Source organism: Butyrivibrio sp. AE3006 (assembly GCF_000424165.1).
In the GTDB taxonomy this organism is placed as follows: Bacteria; Bacillota; Clostridia; order Lachnospirales; family Lachnospiraceae; genus Butyrivibrio.
On the sequence record NZ_AUJJ01000002.1, the window covers coordinates 240,775 to 259,527 of the forward strand.

14 protein-coding genes are annotated in these 18,753 nt (G+C 41.6%); 13 read left to right on the top strand and 1 reads right to left on the bottom strand.

Features of this window, described 5'->3' with window-relative positions; all coding sequences use genetic code 11:
* The first annotated feature begins 42 nt into the window (after positions 1-42).
* The 6 genes from G603_RS0102820 (at position 43) to G603_RS0102845 (ending at position 8,421) form a co-directional block, all read left to right on the top strand.
* Positions 43-513, top strand: a complete 471-nt coding sequence (locus G603_RS0102820; protein WP_026669253.1) for a MarR family winged helix-turn-helix transcriptional regulator — start codon at positions 43-45, stop codon at positions 511-513.
* Positions 514-518: 5 nt separating this feature from the next.
* Complete coding sequence (locus tag G603_RS0102825; protein WP_026669254.1) at positions 519-1,673, top strand: exonuclease SbcCD subunit D; 1,155 nt, start codon at positions 519-521, stop codon at positions 1,671-1,673.
* On the top strand, positions 1,660-4,845 hold the full coding sequence (locus G603_RS0102830) for an AAA family ATPase (RefSeq protein ID WP_026669255.1): 3,186 nt from the start codon (positions 1,660-1,662) through the stop codon (positions 4,843-4,845). The genes G603_RS0102825 and G603_RS0102830 overlap by 14 nt, the downstream gene beginning before the upstream one ends.
* A 214-nt stretch (positions 4,846-5,059) precedes the next feature.
* Entirely contained in the window at positions 5,060-6,442 is a 1,383-nt protein-coding gene (locus tag G603_RS0102835; RefSeq protein WP_026669256.1) for a condensation domain-containing protein, read from the top strand.
* Positions 6,443-6,538: 96 nt separating this feature from the next.
* Positions 6,539-6,778, top strand: coding sequence for a phosphopantetheine-binding protein (locus G603_RS0102840; RefSeq protein ID WP_026669257.1), 240 nt, complete (start codon positions 6,539-6,541; stop codon positions 6,776-6,778).
* 68 nt (positions 6,779-6,846) lie between these two features.
* Positions 6,847-8,421 (top strand): AMP-dependent synthetase/ligase, encoded by a 1,575-nt coding sequence (locus tag G603_RS0102845; protein ID WP_051207388.1) that lies wholly within the window; start codon positions 6,847-6,849, stop codon positions 8,419-8,421.
* A gap of 10 nt (positions 8,422-8,431) precedes the next feature.
* Here G603_RS0102845 and G603_RS0102850 read toward each other — a convergent pair whose 3' ends face one another.
* Positions 8,432-9,004 carry a TetR/AcrR family transcriptional regulator gene (locus G603_RS0102850; protein WP_026669259.1) on the bottom strand — a complete coding sequence of 191 codons (573 nt, stop codon included), beginning with the start codon at positions 9,002-9,004 and terminating at the stop codon, positions 8,432-8,434.
* A gap of 152 nt (positions 9,005-9,156) precedes the next feature.
* Here G603_RS0102850 and G603_RS0102855 point away from each other — a divergent pair, with 152 nt between their 5' ends.
* The 7 genes from G603_RS0102855 (at position 9,157) to pheT (ending at position 18,751) form a co-directional block, all read left to right on the top strand.
* Entirely contained in the window at positions 9,157-10,824 is a 1,668-nt protein-coding gene (locus tag G603_RS0102855) for a fibronectin type III domain-containing protein (RefSeq protein ID WP_026669260.1), read from the top strand.
* A gap of 42 nt (positions 10,825-10,866) precedes the next feature.
* Positions 10,867-11,085, top strand: a complete 219-nt coding sequence (locus tag G603_RS0102860; protein ID WP_026669261.1) for a hypothetical protein — start codon at positions 10,867-10,869, stop codon at positions 11,083-11,085.
* A gap of 222 nt (positions 11,086-11,307) precedes the next feature.
* Positions 11,308-12,333, top strand: coding sequence for a hypothetical protein (locus G603_RS18985; RefSeq protein WP_035791729.1), 1,026 nt, complete (start codon positions 11,308-11,310; stop codon positions 12,331-12,333).
* Positions 12,334-12,350: 17 nt separating this feature from the next.
* Positions 12,351-13,286 carry a leucine-rich repeat domain-containing protein gene (locus tag G603_RS18990; RefSeq protein WP_051207390.1) on the top strand — a complete coding sequence of 312 codons (936 nt, stop codon included), beginning with the start codon at positions 12,351-12,353 and terminating at the stop codon, positions 13,284-13,286.
* Between the two features lie 10 nt (positions 13,287-13,296).
* Positions 13,297-14,979: a clostripain-related cysteine peptidase gene (locus G603_RS21235; protein ID WP_026669262.1), complete on the top strand. Its 1,683-nt coding sequence runs from the start codon at positions 13,297-13,299 to the stop codon at positions 14,977-14,979.
* A gap of 316 nt (positions 14,980-15,295) precedes the next feature.
* On the top strand, positions 15,296-16,315 hold the full coding sequence (gene pheS, locus G603_RS0102880) for a phenylalanine--tRNA ligase subunit alpha (protein WP_026669263.1): 1,020 nt from the start codon (positions 15,296-15,298) through the stop codon (positions 16,313-16,315).
* Between the two features lie 15 nt (positions 16,316-16,330).
* Positions 16,331-18,751 carry a phenylalanine--tRNA ligase subunit beta gene (pheT, locus tag G603_RS0102885; RefSeq protein ID WP_026669264.1) on the top strand — a complete coding sequence of 807 codons (2,421 nt, stop codon included), beginning with the start codon at positions 16,331-16,333 and terminating at the stop codon, positions 18,749-18,751.
* Positions 18,752-18,753: the final 2 nt, after the last annotated feature.

Genomic DNA, 18,753 nt, shown 5'->3' on the forward strand with positions numbered 1-18,753 from the left:
TTATGCTATAATTTATAAAAATGATTAAAGGAAATTTAGCTAATGTTCAATACATCTATAAGTGAGATTTATGACAAACTTCGCCTTCATTTTTATATGAAGGTCTATTCCCGTTTTGAAAACAGAGAGGCTACACTGACCACAGTTGAGTCCTTCAGTATGGAGGTCATTATGGCCCTTGGCGAGCCTACTGTTGCCCAGTTTGCGGGAGTAGTAAATATCTCATCTCCAAACGCAGCCCACAGAATCAAATGCCTTGTGCAAAAGGGTTATGTTGAGAAAATTCAGTCAAAGGACGATGCCAGAGAATATCATCTTAGACCTACCCAGAAGTATATGGATTTCAGGCAGATAAATCAGGACTATTTAACGCTCCTTATGAAGAGATGTGAGGAGAGATTTTCTCCCGAGGACTATGCCAAGCTAAATGAGATGCTTGATATCATAAATCATGAGCTTATGCCTGAGCTTGATATTAAAGATTATACTTTTTTCGATAAGGTAGGTGAGTAGGAAATATGAAATTCTTACATTTAGGTGATCTTCATCTTGGAAAAAGCCTTGGTGAATTCGATCTTATTGATGATCAGAGATTTATTTTGAACAGAATTATTGATATTGCTAAAGAAAAGAAGGTAGATGCCATCCTCATAGCGGGGGATGTGTATGACCGTGCGATTCCATCGGAAGCAGCGGTCAGCCTTCTTGATTCTTTTTTTTGCGGCTTATCTGAAAACAATATAAAAGCCTTTGTGATAAGCGGCAATCACGACTCCGATGAGAGACTTGGCTTTGGAAGTGCTCTTTTTGAGGAGAGCGGGATTTTTATTTCTTCTAAATTTGACGGACAGCTTCGAAAATACGTGGTCACTGATTCCTTTGGAGATGTGAATATTTATCTTTTGCCTTTTGTTAAGGCTTCGCAGGTTCGTCACTTTTTCCCTGATGAAAAAATAGAGAGTTATGACGATGCGGTAAAATGCGTCCTTGAGCATTCTGATTTTGATGGGAATGCAAGGAACGTACTTGTGTCCCATCAGTTTGTTGCCGGAAGCGCGGACCCTGTTCTTGCGGGATCTGAGCATATTCAGCAGCTTAGTGTGGGAACAGTTGAGAAAATATCCTACAGCACCATGGAGAGCTTTGATTATGTGGCTCTTGGACATATCCACTCCCCTCAGAAGGTGGGCCATGAACACATAAGATATTCAGGGTCCCCGATCAAGTATTCCCTTAGCGAAGTGAATAATGATAAATCAGTGCCCTTTGTAACCATAGGTGAAAAGGGCAAAGTGGATATCGAGCTTATACCTCTTAAGCCAAAGCGTGACCTTCGCCGTATAAAGGGAGAACTGAAGCAGCTCCTTAAAAGTGAGAACGTGACGGATACAGAGGATTTTATATATGTGATCCTTACTGATGAAAATATCGTAAATGATGCCATGGGGATTTTTCAGCAGTACTATCCATACACCATAAAGATTGAGTATGACAACGAGCACACAAGAAGCATAGAACATGTGGATACGGCAGCTTTTGCAGAGAAAAGATCCTTCACAGATCTAATTTCTGATTTCTACAGACAGGTCTATGGGTGCGAGATCACAGAAGACGAGCTCCTTATAATGAAGGAAGTTGGCAGAGAGGCAGGTGTAGCGGATGAAGCCGATTAAACTAATAATTAGTGCCATTGGCCCCTATGCCGGAAAGGCCAATGAGATAGATTTTTCAAAATTCGAAGAAAAGGGACTTTTCCTTATCTGCGGTGATACCGGGGCGGGAAAGACCACTATTTTTGATGCCATCTGCTTTGCACTGTACGGACAGACCAGCGGAAGCTACCGTGATACCAAAAACCTTAGAAGTGAGTATGCTTCTGAGGGTACAGAGAGCTACGTGGATTTTTATTTTTCGCATCAGGGACACGAGTACCATGTATACAGACAGCCCTCCTATGAGAGACCCAAGCAGCGCGGAACAGGCATGGTTTCCGTAAAAGAAAAGGCTATTCTCTATGAGGATGATAAGACACCAATTGAGGGAATAACTCCTGTAAACAATGAGATAAAAGAGCTTTTGGGAATTGACTACAAGCAGTTTAAGCAGATAGCCATGATAGCCCAGGGAGAATTCTGGTCTCTTTTAAATGCTAATACAGATCAGAGAACCGATATTCTCAGAACCATTTTCATGACAAACAGCTACAAGGATATCGAGTTTAAGCTTAAGGCAAAAATGGACGCGGCATTTGGCGTAAAGATCAGAACCCAGGAGAGTATTTTGCAGTATTTTAATGATGTTGCGATTGCTGATCCCGAAACTTTGCCTGAGGATATCATTGAGTTAAGGGAGCGGGTTAAGGCTGCAAAGAGTATATGGAACACTGAAGAGCTGATTTCTTCCATAGACAGGATAGTAGAGATTGATGAAGAAAAGAATAAGGAAATAAAGGAAGGTCTGGACAAGCTGGAGAAAGAGCTTTCAAATGCCAATAAGGAGCTTGCTACCGCTACGGACAATAACAAATTCTTAGAGACCCTGGAAGCTACTCTTAACAGGAAAAATGAGCTGGATGAGAAAAAGCCAGAGATGGATAAGCTTAAGGGCATTATCGAGAAGCAGAAAAATGCGGTCTATAAATGTAAGCCAAGTCTTGATGAGCTTAATAAATTAAGCTTAAGCATTAAGAATACCAGGGCTTCTATAGAAGAAGCAGGGGAGGCTTTAGAAGAAAACAAGGGTTTGCTGGAAGAAGCAGGAAAGAGATTACAAAATGCAGAGGGCAAGAATGACAGAGCTCTTGAACTAAACACTCTTGTAAAAAAGATTGAAGCTGAAAAAGAGAAGTATCAGACAAGAGAAAATCTTAGTACTAAGGCTGAATCCTTAAAGAAAAAAGGTGAAGACATAACAGCAAATCTCGAAGCTATTGCTGTGAAAGAAACAGAGCTAAAAGAAAAAACGGAGAGTCTTGAAAAGACTGTGTCAGAGCTTTCTGATGCGCCTTTGAGGCTTACGGCTCTTGATGCATACTGTAAGGAAATGTCTGATATTCTGGCAGATTTAAATAAGATAGTTGATGAGAGAATTCCTTCTCTTAACGATAAGAAGGCGTCACTTTTGGAAAAGCAGAGTAAATATGAATCTGCAAGAGCAGCCTATGATAAAGCTCTTGAGGCTAAAAATGACGGCGAGAGGATCCTTGAAAACAGCAGAGCCGGAATCCTGGCAGCTGCATTAAAGGAGGGCGAAAAGTGTCCTGTATGCGGATCTGTCCATCACCCGGAGCCTGCATCTCTTCCCGAGGAATCCATTACAGAGGAGGAGTTTAAGGAGCTTTCAAGACTTTGCGAGAAGGCATTAAGTGATAAGAATAAAGCTCTGACAGAGGCTGAAAAGGATAAGGCTTCCGTTACAGAGATCGAAGGACAGCTAAGATTAGATGCCATGGATATCCTTGAAAAGGATATTTTTGGAGAGAGCAGCTTAGAAGGCACATCCTTTGATGAAATAGCAGAGAAAACCGTGCCTGCAAGAGATGAGCTTAAATCTCTTTTACGTAAAAAGGAAGAGGAGAGAGCCAAAGCAAAAGCCGATAGCGATGCACTTGGAAGGGCTGATGCCGAGCTTAAAAGCGCCCAGGGCGAAGAGAGAGATAAGCTTTTACAGAGTAAGGAAGAAGCGCTTAAGGAGCAAAGAGAAAACTCAGTGGAGTATTCTTCATGCATAGGAGCTCTTGGGGAGCTGGAAGGACTTAGTTATCCTGATCTGGAGACAGCGACAAACGCCATGAAGGAAGCAGAAAAAGAATATAAAGTCATAACCTGCGAGATTGAAGAGGCAAGACAGGATAAACAGAATCTGGATAAAAAGGTAGCGGAGCTGGATGCCACAATAAAGACTCTTAAAGAAGCACTTACCAAGTATAATGATGAGTATGCTCAGAAAGAAAAGGAGTTTTCACTTTTAATAAGTCAGATGTCCTTTGAATCTGTTGATGACCTTAAGGAGTATATAGTTCCTGAAAGAGAGATAGAAGATGGCGATAAGTGCTGCAGGGACTATTACACAGAGGTTAAGCTTTGTGCATCGGATCTTGAAAAAGCCAAAAAGGATGCAGAGGGAAGAAGCTATGTAGATATAGAAGCCCTTCAGAAGAATGTGGATGAGCTGACTAAAAGGGTGGACGGCATTAGAGGCGATGCCGGCAAAATTGGACTTCGCATAGAGACCAACAAAGAACGCCGGGATAAGATAAAGGCTCAGGATGATGCTTTTTCAAAGGCAGTAAAGGAACATGATACCTGTAAGCGCCTGTACAGCCTTGTTAAGGGTACCACCGGAAACGGTAAGATAACCCTTGAGCAGTACATTCAGGCAGCAGGCTTTGATGGAATAATAAGAGCTGCCAACAGAAGACTCTATCCCATGAGTGATAACCAGTTTGAACTTTTCAGACAAGAGGACTCTCTGGGCAAACAGAGTAACACATTCCTTGATCTGGAGGTTCTTGATAACTTCACAGGAAAGAGAAGACCTGTAGGTAACCTGTCAGGCGGTGAGAGCTTTAAGGCTTCCCTTAGTCTTGCTCTTGGCCTTTCCGATACGGTATCTTCCAGTATGGGCGGAATTCAGATGGATGCGCTTTTCATAGATGAGGGCTTTGGAACTCTGGATAGGAAGTCTATAGATAATGCCATGGATATTCTACTTGGCCTTTCAAATGCCAATAAGCTTGTCGGTGTTATAAGCCACAGAGAGGAGCTGGTAGAGAATATCCCTCAGCAGATCAAGGTGAAAAAGGAAAAGAACGGAAGTACCATCGAGATAGAGACAGGTATGTGATATTAGTATGTAAGCTTTAGGCTTATATGCGCGTAATAAAAGTATAGTGACCGGAGATATCGAACATTTGAAATCAAAGTGTTCGATATGTTCCGGTCATTTTTTATGCATGTGTCTGTTAAAGTCTGTGAGGGGTAGAACGCGGGAAACAATTGTGATACCGTCCATATTGTTATTAGAAAACAAGAGAGATTATGGAAACGAGGAGAGCATTATGAAAAAGACATACCCCCTTACTCCGGCCCAGAATATGCATTACAGATGGATAAAGGAATATGGGACTCAGCAGGTTTCAGGACTTAGCGTTGTAGCTTCCCTAAAGGCCGAGATTGATTTTGGACTTCTTAAAAAGTGCATACAGCTTGAGATGGAGAGATATGGCTGTATGAGGATTAGATTTACCAAGGCTGACGAAGAGGGAAACGTAAAGCAGTATCTGAAAAAGGATTCCAGAGATATTCCTCTAAAGGATCTTACGGGAATGACTTTAAAGGAAGCGGATGACCTTATGCAGAGCTGGGCATATGAGACCTTTGATGGTGATGACATTCCCATGTGCGAGGTTTTTATGGTAAAGCTGCCTGAGGGATATAGGGGATTTTTCATACACATGGATCACAGGCTTATAGATTCCTGCGGAGTAATGGTTATGACTAATGACATAATGTCACTTTATACCCATTACAGATTTGGAGCTGAATATCCAAAGGATCTTGCAGATTTTGAAAGCGTCCTTGAATCAGATCTGCAAAAAGCAGGTAATGAGAAGCGTTTTAACAAAGACAAAAAGTTCTGGGATGAGCAGCTTGATAACCTTGGCGAGCCCTTGTACTCAGATATTCAAGGACCATCAGTACTTGAAGAAGCAAGGAAAAAACACAAGAACAAAAAGCTTAGAAGTGCTGATATAGAGCGTAAGGAACTGTTTGTGACAGTAAAGGATTATAAGCTTGATCCTGAGCCTTCAAAGAGGTTATTTGATTTTTGCCAGAACCACAATATATCAATGACAAACCTTTTGCTTCTTGGTATCAGAACCTATCTGTCCAAGCAAAACGGAGGTCAGGAGGATATTTCAATACAGAACTTTATATCAAGAAGAGCCACAAAGGATGAGTGGACATCAGGGGGCAGCAGGACCATCATGTTTCCCTGCAGAACAGTAATAGCTGCTGATACGGATTTTATTACCGCTGCATACGAAGTGCAGAATATTCAAAACAGGATATACATGCACAGTAATTACGATCCGGCGCTTATCTACGATGAGATAAAAAAGCGTTACGGTACGCCCAAGGATACTACCTACGAGAGTTGCTACCTCACCTATCAGCCAATGCCTGTTAAGATGGAGAATCCATTCCTAAAGGATATACCGATGCACGCCAAGTGGTTTGCCAATGGGGCAGCAACCAAGAAGATGTACCTTACAGTTTCGCATACGGAGGATGGCGGTATGAATTTCTCATATCATTACCAGACAGTAAAGCTTACAGAGAAAGATGTGGAGCTGATGAATTATTACCTGATGAGAATATTGTTTAGAGGTATCGAGCAACCGGATATGACGGTTGGGGAATTGATGGAAGCGGTTTAAGTAATCACTTAGCGAGGTATTTTCGAGCTTAGTGTACTACTTAGTTCTGGCGAGCGAAGCGAGAGCAGAACATCATTGTTTTAGGAGGCAAAAATTATGAGCAGAGAGATGAAGTTCAAAACTATTATAGCGCAGTACTGTGAGGTTTTACCGGAGAAAATGAAAGGTGACTTAAGGTTCAGGGAGGATCTGGGTTTCAGCTCACTGGATTTCATGTCATTTCTTGGAGAGCTGGAGGATGAGTTTGATGTGGAGCTGGAGATCGAGCAGGCTACAACAATTACGACAGTGGGTGAAGCGTTAGAACTTTTGAATGAGCTTGATATGGCAAGTTGATATGAGAGTACGCAGTTGGTTTTTGCAAGGCTTAACAGAACTACTTGGCATAACATAAGGAGGAGACCATGAAAAATATCAGATCTATCTGGGATGAGACAGTTAATAGATACGGAAAGCTTCCGGCTCTTAGGTGGCTTTCAAAAAAGAATATCCATGAAAAGAGCTACGGCGAAATAGATGAGAAGGTAAAAGATATAAGAGCCATGCTTGAAAAGAACAGCTATAGGGGTTCACATATAGCCCTTATCGGAACAAGCTCCGAGCAGTGGCTTGAGGGATACCTTGGAATAGTTACGGGAGTTAATATTGCCGTACCGTTAGATGCTAATCTTCCGGATGAAGAACTGATTGACCTTCTGCAAAGAGCAGACTGCGAGGCACTTTTTTTATCGGAGGCAAGGGTAGCATTAAAAGAAAAGGTATTAGAGCGCTGTCCTAAGATTAGAGATATCTGGATGCTTACAAAGGATGAATTCGAAGCTTTCCCTAAGCACGACATCGAGGTATCAGGGGCGGGTGATTATGAGATCGCAACAATAATCTATACCTCAGGAACAACAGGTAAAAGCAAGGGCGTAATGCTTACCCAGGAGAATCTTGCTGAAAACGTAAATAACGTAGTATATGACGCTAATCCGGGATGTGTTGTGCTCAGCGTTCTTCCGATCCATCATGCATACTGCCTTGTTATGGACTACCTTAAGACCCTTTCCCTTGGATCAGTTGTATGCATCAACGATTCATTTATGCACATGGTAAGGAATATGGCCATATTTAAGCCTGAAGTAATGCTTATGGTGCCCCTTATGATAGAAACCATCTATAAGAAGGTGGCAGCAGCTGAGCAGGATGCCATAGCAAGAGCCATGGAGGCAGCAGGTGTTCCTGAAACTGCAATACCAAATAATGTACTATATGCCATAAGAAGGGGCATTTATGAAAAGGTCTTTGGGGGTAAGCTTCGAATAATCTTTACTGGCGGAGCTCATCTTGATCCTTTTTATATAGAGAAGTTTGCAGATTATGGAATTGATATACTTGAGGGTTATGGAATGAGTGAGTGCTCACCTGTTATCACAAGTAATACACCTGAAAACCATAAGCCCGGATCCATAGGAAAGCCACTTAAGAATGTGGAAATAGCCTTTGAGGACGGAGAGATTCTTGTAAGGGGCAGCAGCGTAATGAAGGGCTATTATAAGATGCCTGATGAAACAGCGGAGACCATCACAGACGGATGGCTTCACACAGGGGATAAGGGATATATTGATGAGGATGGTTATCTTTTCATAAATGGAAGAGTAAAGAATCTGATTATAATGTCCAATGGCGAGAACGTATCACCTGAAGAGATAGAGAACAAACTGGCTCTGCATCCGCTTATAGCAGAGGTTGTAATAACAGGTGAAAACAACGGACTTACAGCAAGGATTTTCCCTGAGCCGGAGCAGGTAGATAAAAGAAAGCTTTCAGAGGATGAGATAAGAAATGAGCTTCAGAACTTCATCGATGAGTTCAATAAATCTCAGCCCACCTACAGACATATAACCGCACTGGTTATCCGTAAGACACCTTTTATCAGAAATACTACAGGCAAAATAAAAAGGCAGGATGCTCTAAAAGAGAATCCTGCAGCATAATAGGTATGAATTAATACATAAATGGGAAAATACCGTTCAAAAAGATAGTAGTAAGAATATCAGCAATATTTTCAGCCGGGGATGCAAAGTCCTCGGCTGTCCATTTGTGAAGGACGCCGATTGTGGCACCGATTGTACCGGCAATCATATATGTGTATTGTTCTTTAGAAACGTTCTGGAAATGGTATTCATCTGACCTCCCTGTTACATATTTATGAAACATCAGCATAGCCTTTTCAAAGAATCCGTCACCTCGGGCACTTTCAAGAAGCCCTGCAAGGAACGGGTTCTTTTTTGTATAGTTGCAGATTGCCAGGAAATAAGAGCGGCAGAGATCTTTGTTGTTTTCAGGATGGAAGCTCTCCATCATGTTGAAGATATCGTTAATAGTCTTATCCTCAGCTGCGTTTACCAGCGCAGGAATATTTTCATAGTGGTTATAGAAAGTGCTGCGGACGATACCGGCCTTTTTTATGACATCGGAAACCGTTATCTTATCAAAATCCTTTTCTTTTATAAGCAGGAAAAATGAATCTATTATTGCATCTTCAGCTGTGCTGTAACGTTCATCAAGTTCATTCATGTTTAGCCTCTGTTTATGGTACGTGTTAAAAGTTATTGAGATTATATCACAATGTTATGTCAGTACGGGATATTTTTCCTTTTACCATAACGGCTTTCTGTGTAGTATAATCGTTATTTGAGGGGAAGAAAAAAGTTTTAGGGGAAAAATTTATGAAGACAATCAAAAAAACTCTCTTACTTTTCATCACATCCATGATGTGTATTTTTTCTGTGTTTGGGTGTTCATCCATTGTATCCAAAGCGGCGTCAAATGAAGCAGCGACTGAGGTTCGATTCGAAGGAGATCATGTTCACTTCAAAACAATATCAGAAGGTTATTATGCATGCATGATAGCAAACAGCCAAAATGGAAGCAAAGATAAAATCTTTTTTTACGGGTATATTTCCGGCTCTAACTTAGACAACCCGCGCCTTGGAACCTTTCAGAATGTTTCGCTTAAGGCAAATGAAACTATTGATTACAAAGGAAGCTGGAGCTATAACCAGCTGGGGAAGATGACTTTGTATGTTTTATATTCATCCGAACCCATTACACTTTCTTCAAGTAAGGCATACATAAGTGATTATAAAAAGAATTCCAAATTAAGAATTTCTGAGTATTCAACGACTATCAGCAAGAAAACACCTATGGCAAAGGATTATATTGTAGGAAAAGAAGTTGGTGTTAAAAACACGTACGTATCTTTCAAGGCTGTGTCATCGGATTTGATTGCTGAGTATTACAGCTCTCCTTCAAGAATTGAAGCAGGTTCTACTGTAAAGTTTTTTTTGACAAACAACGAATTTGTTATCAGAACCATGTCAAGTGATCTGAACAGCTGCGCAAACTCTGATTCTGTGAAGATAAAGTTAAAGGATATACCAGGTAGGTACAATGTTACCCTGTCTTATACCGGTGGGGGAGGTTTTGCCAGCCTGGATCCCAGGGAAATCAGCAAAACAGACTGGGGTATCAAAGGGGCAAAGTTTAATCTTTATAAGACAACATGTAAAGGATCCAAGTTCAAAGAATGGAAGATTATATCAGGTAAAGCGACAATAACCAATGATACTCTTGTTCTTACAGATTCAGATGTTGAAATTCAAGCAGTTTTTGAAATAGATCCTGATTATGCCACTTCAGAGCCTGAAAAACCCATGTGCACAGTAGGCTTCGATCCAAATGGCGGAAGCGGAACCATGAAAAGAATATCTGTTGAGCAGGGATCATATTACACATTGCCGGCATGCACATTTATAGCTCCTAAAGGCAAAGAATTTGATAGGTGGGACATGGGTGAACCGGGTTCAAAAATCAGGATTACCGGATTGACAGTACTACAGGCTTTGTGGAAAGATAAAACGGTAGAAGAGCCGGAACCGGCAAAAGATCCCGAGCCATCAGAAAATTCTGGGCCATTAGATAATTCCAAAACAACAGAAAAGCCCGAAACATCAACTCAGACCGAGGGGGCTCCTAAAGTAAAGGAAACACCCACTTCCCATGAAGCTGAACCGGCAGCTTCCGAGGATATCGATTCAAAACAAAAGACCACGAAGTTCTCAAAGCTCACAGCCCAAAAGAATAGCATTACTCTTAAATGGAAGAAGCAGACTAAGGGCGGAATCAAGGGCTATGAGATTCAGTATAGTACAGATAAAGGTTTCTCAAAAAATATAAAAACCGTAACTGTAAGTAATGCAAAAACGACATCAAAAACAATAAAGCGTCTGAAATCCGGAAGGAAGTATTATTTCAGAATCCGCACCTACAAGAAAGCTGGTTCTGATAAGATATATTCAATATGGAGTAATATCAAAAAGCTGAAAACAAAATAATATCATGGGAGATGCATAAATAAAGCCATTGAAGAGTATGAAATGATACTTTTCGATGACACAAACGGAAATGTTATTGGAAAGACACCTTCTGCTCATATTGCCGGAAAGTATAGCAATAAATATACCAATGCAAAATCCATCAAATTGTCAAAGAGCAGTGTGGAAATAGCGAAGGATAAGAGTGTAAAGATCAAAGCAACAACTAAGCTTCAGGACAAGAGTAGGAAGAGAATGGACTTGCTAAGACAGTTAAGGTAACAGTAAACTGACTTCATTATCAATAGCATATATGCATAAAAGCTCTCTGGAGTGGATCATCATTCACTCCGGGGAGTTTTTATGTCTTATCAGGCAAAAAATTTTCAGACTATCAAAAAATCCAAAAAGTTATTTTTTTATCAATTTAATTAAAGTATAATAAAACGGTTGAGGGGACAATATGACATAGAGATATGTCCATATAAGGAGGAGAAGAAAGAAATGGGGAGAATTTCTAAATTGATTCCTGTACTCTCACGTATCGTGATGGTCATCGGAATCATCATGGTCTTCATGACCGCAAACTTTAAGTCTGAAGCGGCTATGGATGTGGATGACATAGCGCAAATAAATCAGACTATGACTTCTGTCACTGTTGAGTTACACCCGAAGTTAGTAAAGCAAGTAAAAACGATCCGCTACGGTATCTGTGAGATTACCAAAGGTATGGAGACTATTAAAGCAGCTGATGCAGCCGATGCGCAGGCTAATAGTAAGAATGGTATTTCCTGCAAGCTTTCAGGCAATACTTATACCTTCAATAATCTTAAGCCGGGAACGAGTTATTATATATGTTTTGGATATAATGACTACAAGCATGATACATTCAGACATAAGATAACTACTTTGCCTGATAAGCCGACAGGAGTAAAGGCTTATGCATACAGTACTATTAGTACTACTTTGAAGGTGGACTACAGATCCGGTGTCAACGAATATAAGTATTCACTTTACAACGCTGAGGATGAGCTTGTTGACAAGGGTAGAGTGGGCAATAACACCTATGCTGGTACAGTTGATTTTTATACAAAATATAAGGATTTTCCCAGTGTTAAGAAGCTGGTTCTTACACCTGTAGCTGAAATCAACTCAAAGGATTATTACGGTGAGAGTGTTACCACTTACATTATTGATCAGCCCGATATCGTACGTGGGGCCAAGAAAAGAGCATGCACACTCAAAAACGGAAAGCTTTCTTTATCCTGGTATAAGGTAGATGGCGCCACCGGCTATGATATTTATATTTCCGAAAACAGAACAAGTGGCTATGAGAAGGCAGCTACCGTTAAGGGTAAAAATGATTCAGTCACCATCAAAAAGTGCCACAAGAAAAAGATAAAGAAAAATAAGACATACTACGTTTCCATCAGACCCAAGTACAAAAAGAACGGTACTACATATACCGCCCATAATATTGTTGTTTGGGAAGTAACTAAAAAAGGGTCCAAAATCTGGCGTAACGACTAATATTGAAAGGGAAACAAATGAAAAACAAAATGAAGAAATATAGTTTAGGTATTCTAGGCGCACTTGCGTGCATTTTACTTTTTATAGCAGGACCGGGAAGGATAGAAGCAAAGGCTGAGTTCTCGCTTCCATATAAGGATTCTGTATTTGAGTACTATGTATATCCGGACAGCAATGCATTTACAATCACTAAGCTTCGCTCTAATGCTGCTACGATTACTATTCCTAAAACAATTACATACAACGGCAGACAGCTTCATCTCTATGAAGACATGAGCCAGCCTATCGCTTACAATCTTTTTAAGGATAAGAAAAATGTTAAGAAGGTAATATATTCAGAGGGTATAGAGAGGATATATGGTTGTCAGAATGCAGGCAGCGTTCAGACAGTAGTACTTCCAAACTCAACAAAGTATATTGATGCATATGCTTTCTATGACTGTACATCTCTTACAAATATAAATATTCCTGACGGGATTTATCATATTGGAAACTCTGCTTTTTCCGGATCAGGCATCACAACATTAAAGGTTCCTTCTAAAGTGAGAAGAATAATGAGCAGTACCTTTAGCAGATGTAAAAATCTTGATACAGTAGAGATACCTAATGGAGTGACCAAAATCGGTAGTTCTGCCTTTGCTTTTTCAGGTATAAAAAGCATAAGTCTTCCTAAGTCAGTAACAAGTATTGAAGACAGCGCTTTCAGAGATTGTGCAAATCTTGCAACCGTAAAGATATCATCAAAAGTTGAGTATATCGAGCAGCTTGCCTTTATGAACTGCACATCTCTTAAATCATTTTCAATAAAGAGCACTAAGCTTAAGCGTGTGGGTTATGATGCATTTAAGGCTACTCCCAAGAAGGTAAAGTTCTCTCTTCCAAAGAGCAAGAGATCTTCCTATAAGAGTATGCTGAAAAAGGCCGGCGCATCAAAGAAGGCTAAATTCAAGTAATGAGGGGATTATGTGGCGTAAATTAAAAAAGATCGCTGTTACAATACTGGCGGTACTTGGCGTACTGTTCATAATAATTATGCTTATGCCGGATGATGAGGAACAAGAGGACCGTCCAAGAGAAGAGGCGGAGGTTACTTCAGACATTGAGGAAAGTGCATCTGCTGAGAGCTCTGTGGTAGAACAGACTCCGGCAGATGCAGCGCCTTCGGAAGTAGAGACTATCTCGGTTGGCGTAGAGGCTAAATCAGCTACCGTAATGATTTATATGAACGGTTCAGATCTTGAGACCAACGCAGGAGAAGCAACGGATGACATATCTGAGATGATTTCATCCGGAATAGGCGATAATGTAAATGTAATAATTCAGACCATGGGAACCAAGGAGTGGCAGAATTATGGCATTTCATCAGATACAGCCCAGACCTATAAAATTGAGAACGGCGATCTTACGCTTGTTAGGGATAATCTTGGACAGCTTGACTGTACATCAAAGGATACTTTGTCTGAATTTATCGGCTTTTGCAAAGATAACTATTCTGCGGAACGCTATATTTTCATTTTTTGGAACCACGGCGGCGGTCCGGTATACGGATTTGGATATGATGAATGGCAGCCGGAGGAGTCAAGTCTTACCATTGCTGAGATGGCAGCAGCTTTTTCTGAGCACAGTGATATATATTTTGACATTATCGGTATGGACTGCTGCATTATGGCCAATCTTGAGACCTGCTATGCACTGTCACCCTTTTGCAGATATACGCTTTTATCAGAGGATTTTGAATCGGGACTTGGCTGGAGTTACACAGGCTGGATGAAGAACCTTGAGGAGAATCCCGGCATATCGGCACCTCTTCTTGGTAAAAATATAATTGATGACATCATAAGCGATAACGAAGACAGCTTTATCGGAGATTCTGCCTGCATTGGACTTTTTAACGAGTCCACCATAAGGAATCTTTTTGCAGCCTGGAAAGCTTATGCCTATAAGAATGAGGAAGCTCTCCTTAATAAGAACTACAGTAAAAATCACATGGCCAAGGGTCGCATGAGCAAAGGCTTTTGGGATATGTGGGGATTAGATGACAGTGATGTTACTTTGTCTGATTATTACATAAGTGACATACTGGCGCTGGTGGAGGGTATTGACAGTAGCAGCAGTGAAGCAAAAGAACTTATGTCAGCCCTGAAGGCAGCGGTTTCCTACTATGGTCATACCTCAGATAAAAACGAGCTTACCGGATTATCTGTATCTCTTCCATACGGCGATTCATATTTTTATGACCAGCTAAGAAGTGTTTATAGTGATATAGATTTTGATGAAGATTATATAGATTGGCTTGAAGGTTTTGTATACACGGTAAGTTATGACGACTACTATGATTACGACAGCTTTGAAGAAAGCTGGGGCGGCTGGGGAGCCTATGAAGATGAGTACGGTGGTAATATAAGCGGTGGCGGATCCTGCGAATATGGATATGATTACGACACCGGCGATTATTACGGCTATGGAGATGAGTGGGCGGCAGATAACTGGATTTACGACTATGAAGAGGAAATCTGGTACCTGTATGAAAATGAAACCCTGTATCTCTATGATGATATGACCGATACGACCTATTATTATGATGAAGATGCGGATGAGCTATACTATTATGATGAGAGCAGGGATGACTGGTTCCCGGCAGATTGAGGCTTCATAATTTGAAGGTAAGTTTGCTTGACTTTTCCTTATCCCATCGTTAAACTATTGTGAAGAGCGTTGAAGATGTGGGGCTTGCCCCGGGATGTTCTGTTTTCCTATTCCAGAGAGGTGAGTCGCTGGCTGAGAGCTCATCAGGTAAAGACAGTTCGGAAATTTCGCATCGGAGCTACAATTTAATGAAATTAAGTGTCTGCCATGTTTTTTGTGGCAGGAATCAGGGTGGTACCGCGGATTATATTCGTCCCTTACATCTTACGTAGGTGTAAGGGACTTTTTTATCTTTATTTTTCAGGAGGTAAACATGATTAAAGAGCAATTAGACAAAATCAGGGAGAGCGCACTTAAGCAGATCGAAGAGACCGAAGGTCTTGATATGCTTAACGACATTCGCGTTAATATCCTTGGCAAAAAGGGTGAGCTTACAAGCATCCTTAAGAGTATGAAGGACGTAGCACCTGAGGACAGACCTAAGGTTGGCCAGATGGTAAATGATGTTCGCCAGGAGATTGAGAATGTTCTTGAGGATACCAAGAAGAAAATGGAAGCAGCTGCCAGAGAGGCAAAGCTTGCCAGTGAGACTATAGACGTTACACTTCCTGCAAAGAAGAATAATGTAGGACATCGTCATCCCAATACTATTACACTTGAGGATGTAGAAAATGTATTCATCGGAATGGGCTACGAGGTAGCTGAGGGTCCTGAGGTTGAGAAGGATTATTACAACTTCGAGGCACTTAACATTCCCGCTGACCACCCTGCAAAGGATGAGCAGGATACATTTTATATAACAGGGGACCTTCTTCTTCGTACACAGACATCATCCACTCAGGTTCATGAGATGGAAAAGGGCAAGCTTCCCATTAAGATGATCGCACCCGGTCGTGTATTCAGAGCAGATGAGGTTGATGCAACACACAGCCCCAGTTTCCACCAGATCGAGGGCCTTGTAATCGATAAGGACATCACATTTGCAGATCTTAAGGGAACTCTTGCTGAGTTCGCAAAAGAGATATTCGGTGAGGATGTTAAGGTTAAATTCCGTCCACATCACTTCCCCTTCACAGAGCCTTCTGCTGAGATGGACGTAAGCTGCTTCAAGTGCGGCGGCAAAGGCTGCCGCTTCTGTAAGGGCGAAGGCTGGATTGAGATCCTTGGCTGCGGAATGGTACACCCTCACGTTCTTGAGATGAGCGGTATCAATCCCGAAGAGTACACAGGCTTCGCATTCGGTCTCGGTCTCGAGCGAATCGCAGTGCTTAAATATGAGATAGATGACATGAGATTACTTTACGAGAACGATATTCGTTTTCTTGAGCAGTTCTAATTTGGGAGGTTAAGAATGGACGCATCATTATCATGGATAAAAGCATATGTACCGGATTTAAATGCAAGTGATCAGGAGATCCTTGATGCACTTACTCTTTCCGGAACAAAGGGCGAGGGATTCCATCGCCTTGATAAAAACTTAGATAAAATCGTAGTAGGACAGATTGACAAGATTGAGCAGCATCCCGATGCTGATAAGCTTGTTATCTGTCAGGTTAATATTGGATCAGAGAAGATTCAGATCGTAACCGGTGCTAAGAACATGAAGGAAGGAGATAAGGTTCCTGTTGTTCTTGACGGCGGAAGAGTTGCCGGCGGACATGACGGAAGCCCGAATCCCGAAGAAGGCATCAAGATCAAAGCAGGTAAGCTTCGCGGAGTAGAGAGTTACGGTATGATGTGCTCTATTGAAGAGCTTGGTTCATCAAAGGATTTCTATCCGGATGCTCCTGAGGACGGACTTTACATCCTTCCCGAGGATACAGAGGTAGGAGCAGATGCAGTAGAGGTTCTCGGACTTCATGACACTGTATTTGAATTTGAGGTAACAAGTAACCGTGTAGACTGCTACAGTATTCTTGGTATTGCAAGAGAAACAGCAGCTACCTTTAAGCTTCCCTTCAAGGCTCCTGAAGTTAAGGTTGAGGAGACAGATGAGAAAGCTTCTGATTATATCTCAGTTGAGATTAAGGATACAGACCTTTGCTCACGTTACTGCGCAAGAGTAGTAAAAGATGTTAAGATCGGACCTTCACCCGAGTGGATGCAGAGAAGACTTGCTTCCAACGGTGTAAGACCTATCAATAATATCGTAGATATCACAAACTATGTAATGCTTGAATATGGTCAGCCTATGCACGCATTTGATCTTTCTACCATTGCAGGTAATAAGATCATTGTTAAGCGCGCAAAGGGCGGCGAGAAGTTTGTAACACTTGACGGACAGGAGAGAACTCTTGACAGTGAAGTAATCATGATCTGTGATGGCGAGAAGGAAGTTGCTGTCGGTGGTATCATGGGTGGTGAGAACTCTATGATCACAGAGGATGCCACAACAGTTCTTTTTGAGGCAGCTACTTTCAACGGACCCAACATCCGTAAGAGCTCCAAGAGAATAGGCCTTCGTACAGATGCATCAGGATTCTTTGAAAAGGGTCTTGATCCCAACAACGCAGAGGATGCCATCAACCGTGCATGCCAGCTTGTAAACGAGCTCGGCTGTGGTAAGGTTACCCAGGGCATCGTTGAGGTTAAGTCTCCCATTAAGCCTCTTAACAGAATTAAGTTTGAGCCTGAGAAGATCAACAAGCTTCTTGGTACAGATATTGACAGAGAGACAATGCTTGATATTTTCGCAAGAGAAGAGCTTTCCTATGATGAAGCTGCAAATGAGATCATCATTCCCAGCTTCAGACAGGATCTTATCGGTATGTGCGATATAGCAGAAGAAGTTGCTAGATTCTGGGGATATGACAAGATTCCTTCAACTCTTCCCAAGAATGCACCTACAACAGGTAAGCTTACCTTCAAGATGACAGTTGAGAAGACAGCAAGAGAGGTGGCTCAGTTCTGCGGATTTTCACAGGCATACGGATACTCTTTCGAGAGCCCTAAGGTATTTGATAAGCTCCTCTTGGCACAGGATGCACCTGAGAGAAATGCTATTACAATTTCAAATCCTCTTGGAGAAGATTTCTCTATTATGAGAACAATTCCTCTTAACGTAATCCTTACAAGCCTTGCTACAAACTACAAGCGCAGAAATAAGGACGTTAAGCTTTATGAGATAGCTAATATCTATGTTGCAAAGGAGCTTCCTCTTAAGGAGCTTCCCGATGAGAGAGCACAGTTTGTACTTGGCTTCTACGGAGAGGGTGACTTCTTCTCAATGAAGGGTGCTGTTGAAGAGTTCCTTGGACAGATCGGAATGGCTGATGATCTTGAGTATGATGCTAAGGCTGGTAAGCCTTTCCTTCATCCCGGACGTCAGGCTGTAGTTTCCTTCAAGGGCGAGACAATCGGTTATCTTGGTGAAGTTCATCCTGAGGTTCTTGATAACTACGGAATCGGAACGAGAACATATATTGCAGTTCTTGACCTTCCTGCAATCGTACCTCATGCAAACTACAACCGTGTATACACAGGAATTGCCAAGTTCCCTGCTGTTACCCGTGACATCTCAATGGTTGTACCTACAGCTGTTACAGCAGGCGAAATCGAGAAGATGATCAGACAGCGCGGTGGTAAGAAGCTTGAGAAACTTGAACTGTTCGATATCTATGAAGGATCACAGATAGAGAAGGGCTTCAAGTCAATGGCTTATTCACTGGCATTCAGAGATAAAGAGAAGACTCTTGCTGATGATGAAGTAAATGCAGCAATGAAGAAGATCCTCAATGGCCTTGAGAGCCTTAACATCACACTTAGAAGTTAATT

What these genes read in the sequence shown, in the direction of transcription:
- G603_RS0102820 (WP_026669253.1), top strand. Translation starts at nt 43, where the DNA reads ATGTTCAATACATCTATAAGTGAGATTTATGACAAACTTCGCCTTCAT.
- G603_RS0102825 (WP_026669254.1), top strand. Translation starts at nt 519, where the DNA reads ATGAAATTCTTACATTTAGGTGATCTTCATCTTGGAAAAAGCCTTGGT.
- G603_RS0102830 (WP_026669255.1), top strand. Translation starts at nt 1,660, where the DNA reads ATGAAGCCGATTAAACTAATAATTAGTGCCATTGGCCCCTATGCCGGA.
- G603_RS0102835 (WP_026669256.1), top strand. Translation starts at nt 5,060, where the DNA reads ATGAAAAAGACATACCCCCTTACTCCGGCCCAGAATATGCATTACAGA.
- G603_RS0102840 (WP_026669257.1), top strand. Translation starts at nt 6,539, where the DNA reads ATGAGCAGAGAGATGAAGTTCAAAACTATTATAGCGCAGTACTGTGAG.
- G603_RS0102845 (WP_051207388.1), top strand. Translation starts at nt 6,847, where the DNA reads ATGAAAAATATCAGATCTATCTGGGATGAGACAGTTAATAGATACGGA.
- G603_RS0102850 (WP_026669259.1), bottom strand. Translation starts at nt 9,004, where the DNA reads ATGAATGAACTTGATGAACGTTACAGCACAGCTGAAGATGCAATAATA.
- G603_RS0102855 (WP_026669260.1), top strand. Translation starts at nt 9,157, where the DNA reads ATGAAGACAATCAAAAAAACTCTCTTACTTTTCATCACATCCATGATG.
- G603_RS0102860 (WP_026669261.1), top strand. Translation starts at nt 10,867, where the DNA reads ATGATACTTTTCGATGACACAAACGGAAATGTTATTGGAAAGACACCT.
- G603_RS18985 (WP_035791729.1), top strand. Translation starts at nt 11,308, where the DNA reads ATGGGGAGAATTTCTAAATTGATTCCTGTACTCTCACGTATCGTGATG.
- G603_RS18990 (WP_051207390.1), top strand. Translation starts at nt 12,351, where the DNA reads ATGAAAAACAAAATGAAGAAATATAGTTTAGGTATTCTAGGCGCACTT.
- G603_RS21235 (WP_026669262.1), top strand. Translation starts at nt 13,297, where the DNA reads ATGTGGCGTAAATTAAAAAAGATCGCTGTTACAATACTGGCGGTACTT.
- pheT (WP_026669264.1), top strand. Translation starts at nt 16,331, where the DNA reads ATGGACGCATCATTATCATGGATAAAAGCATATGTACCGGATTTAAAT.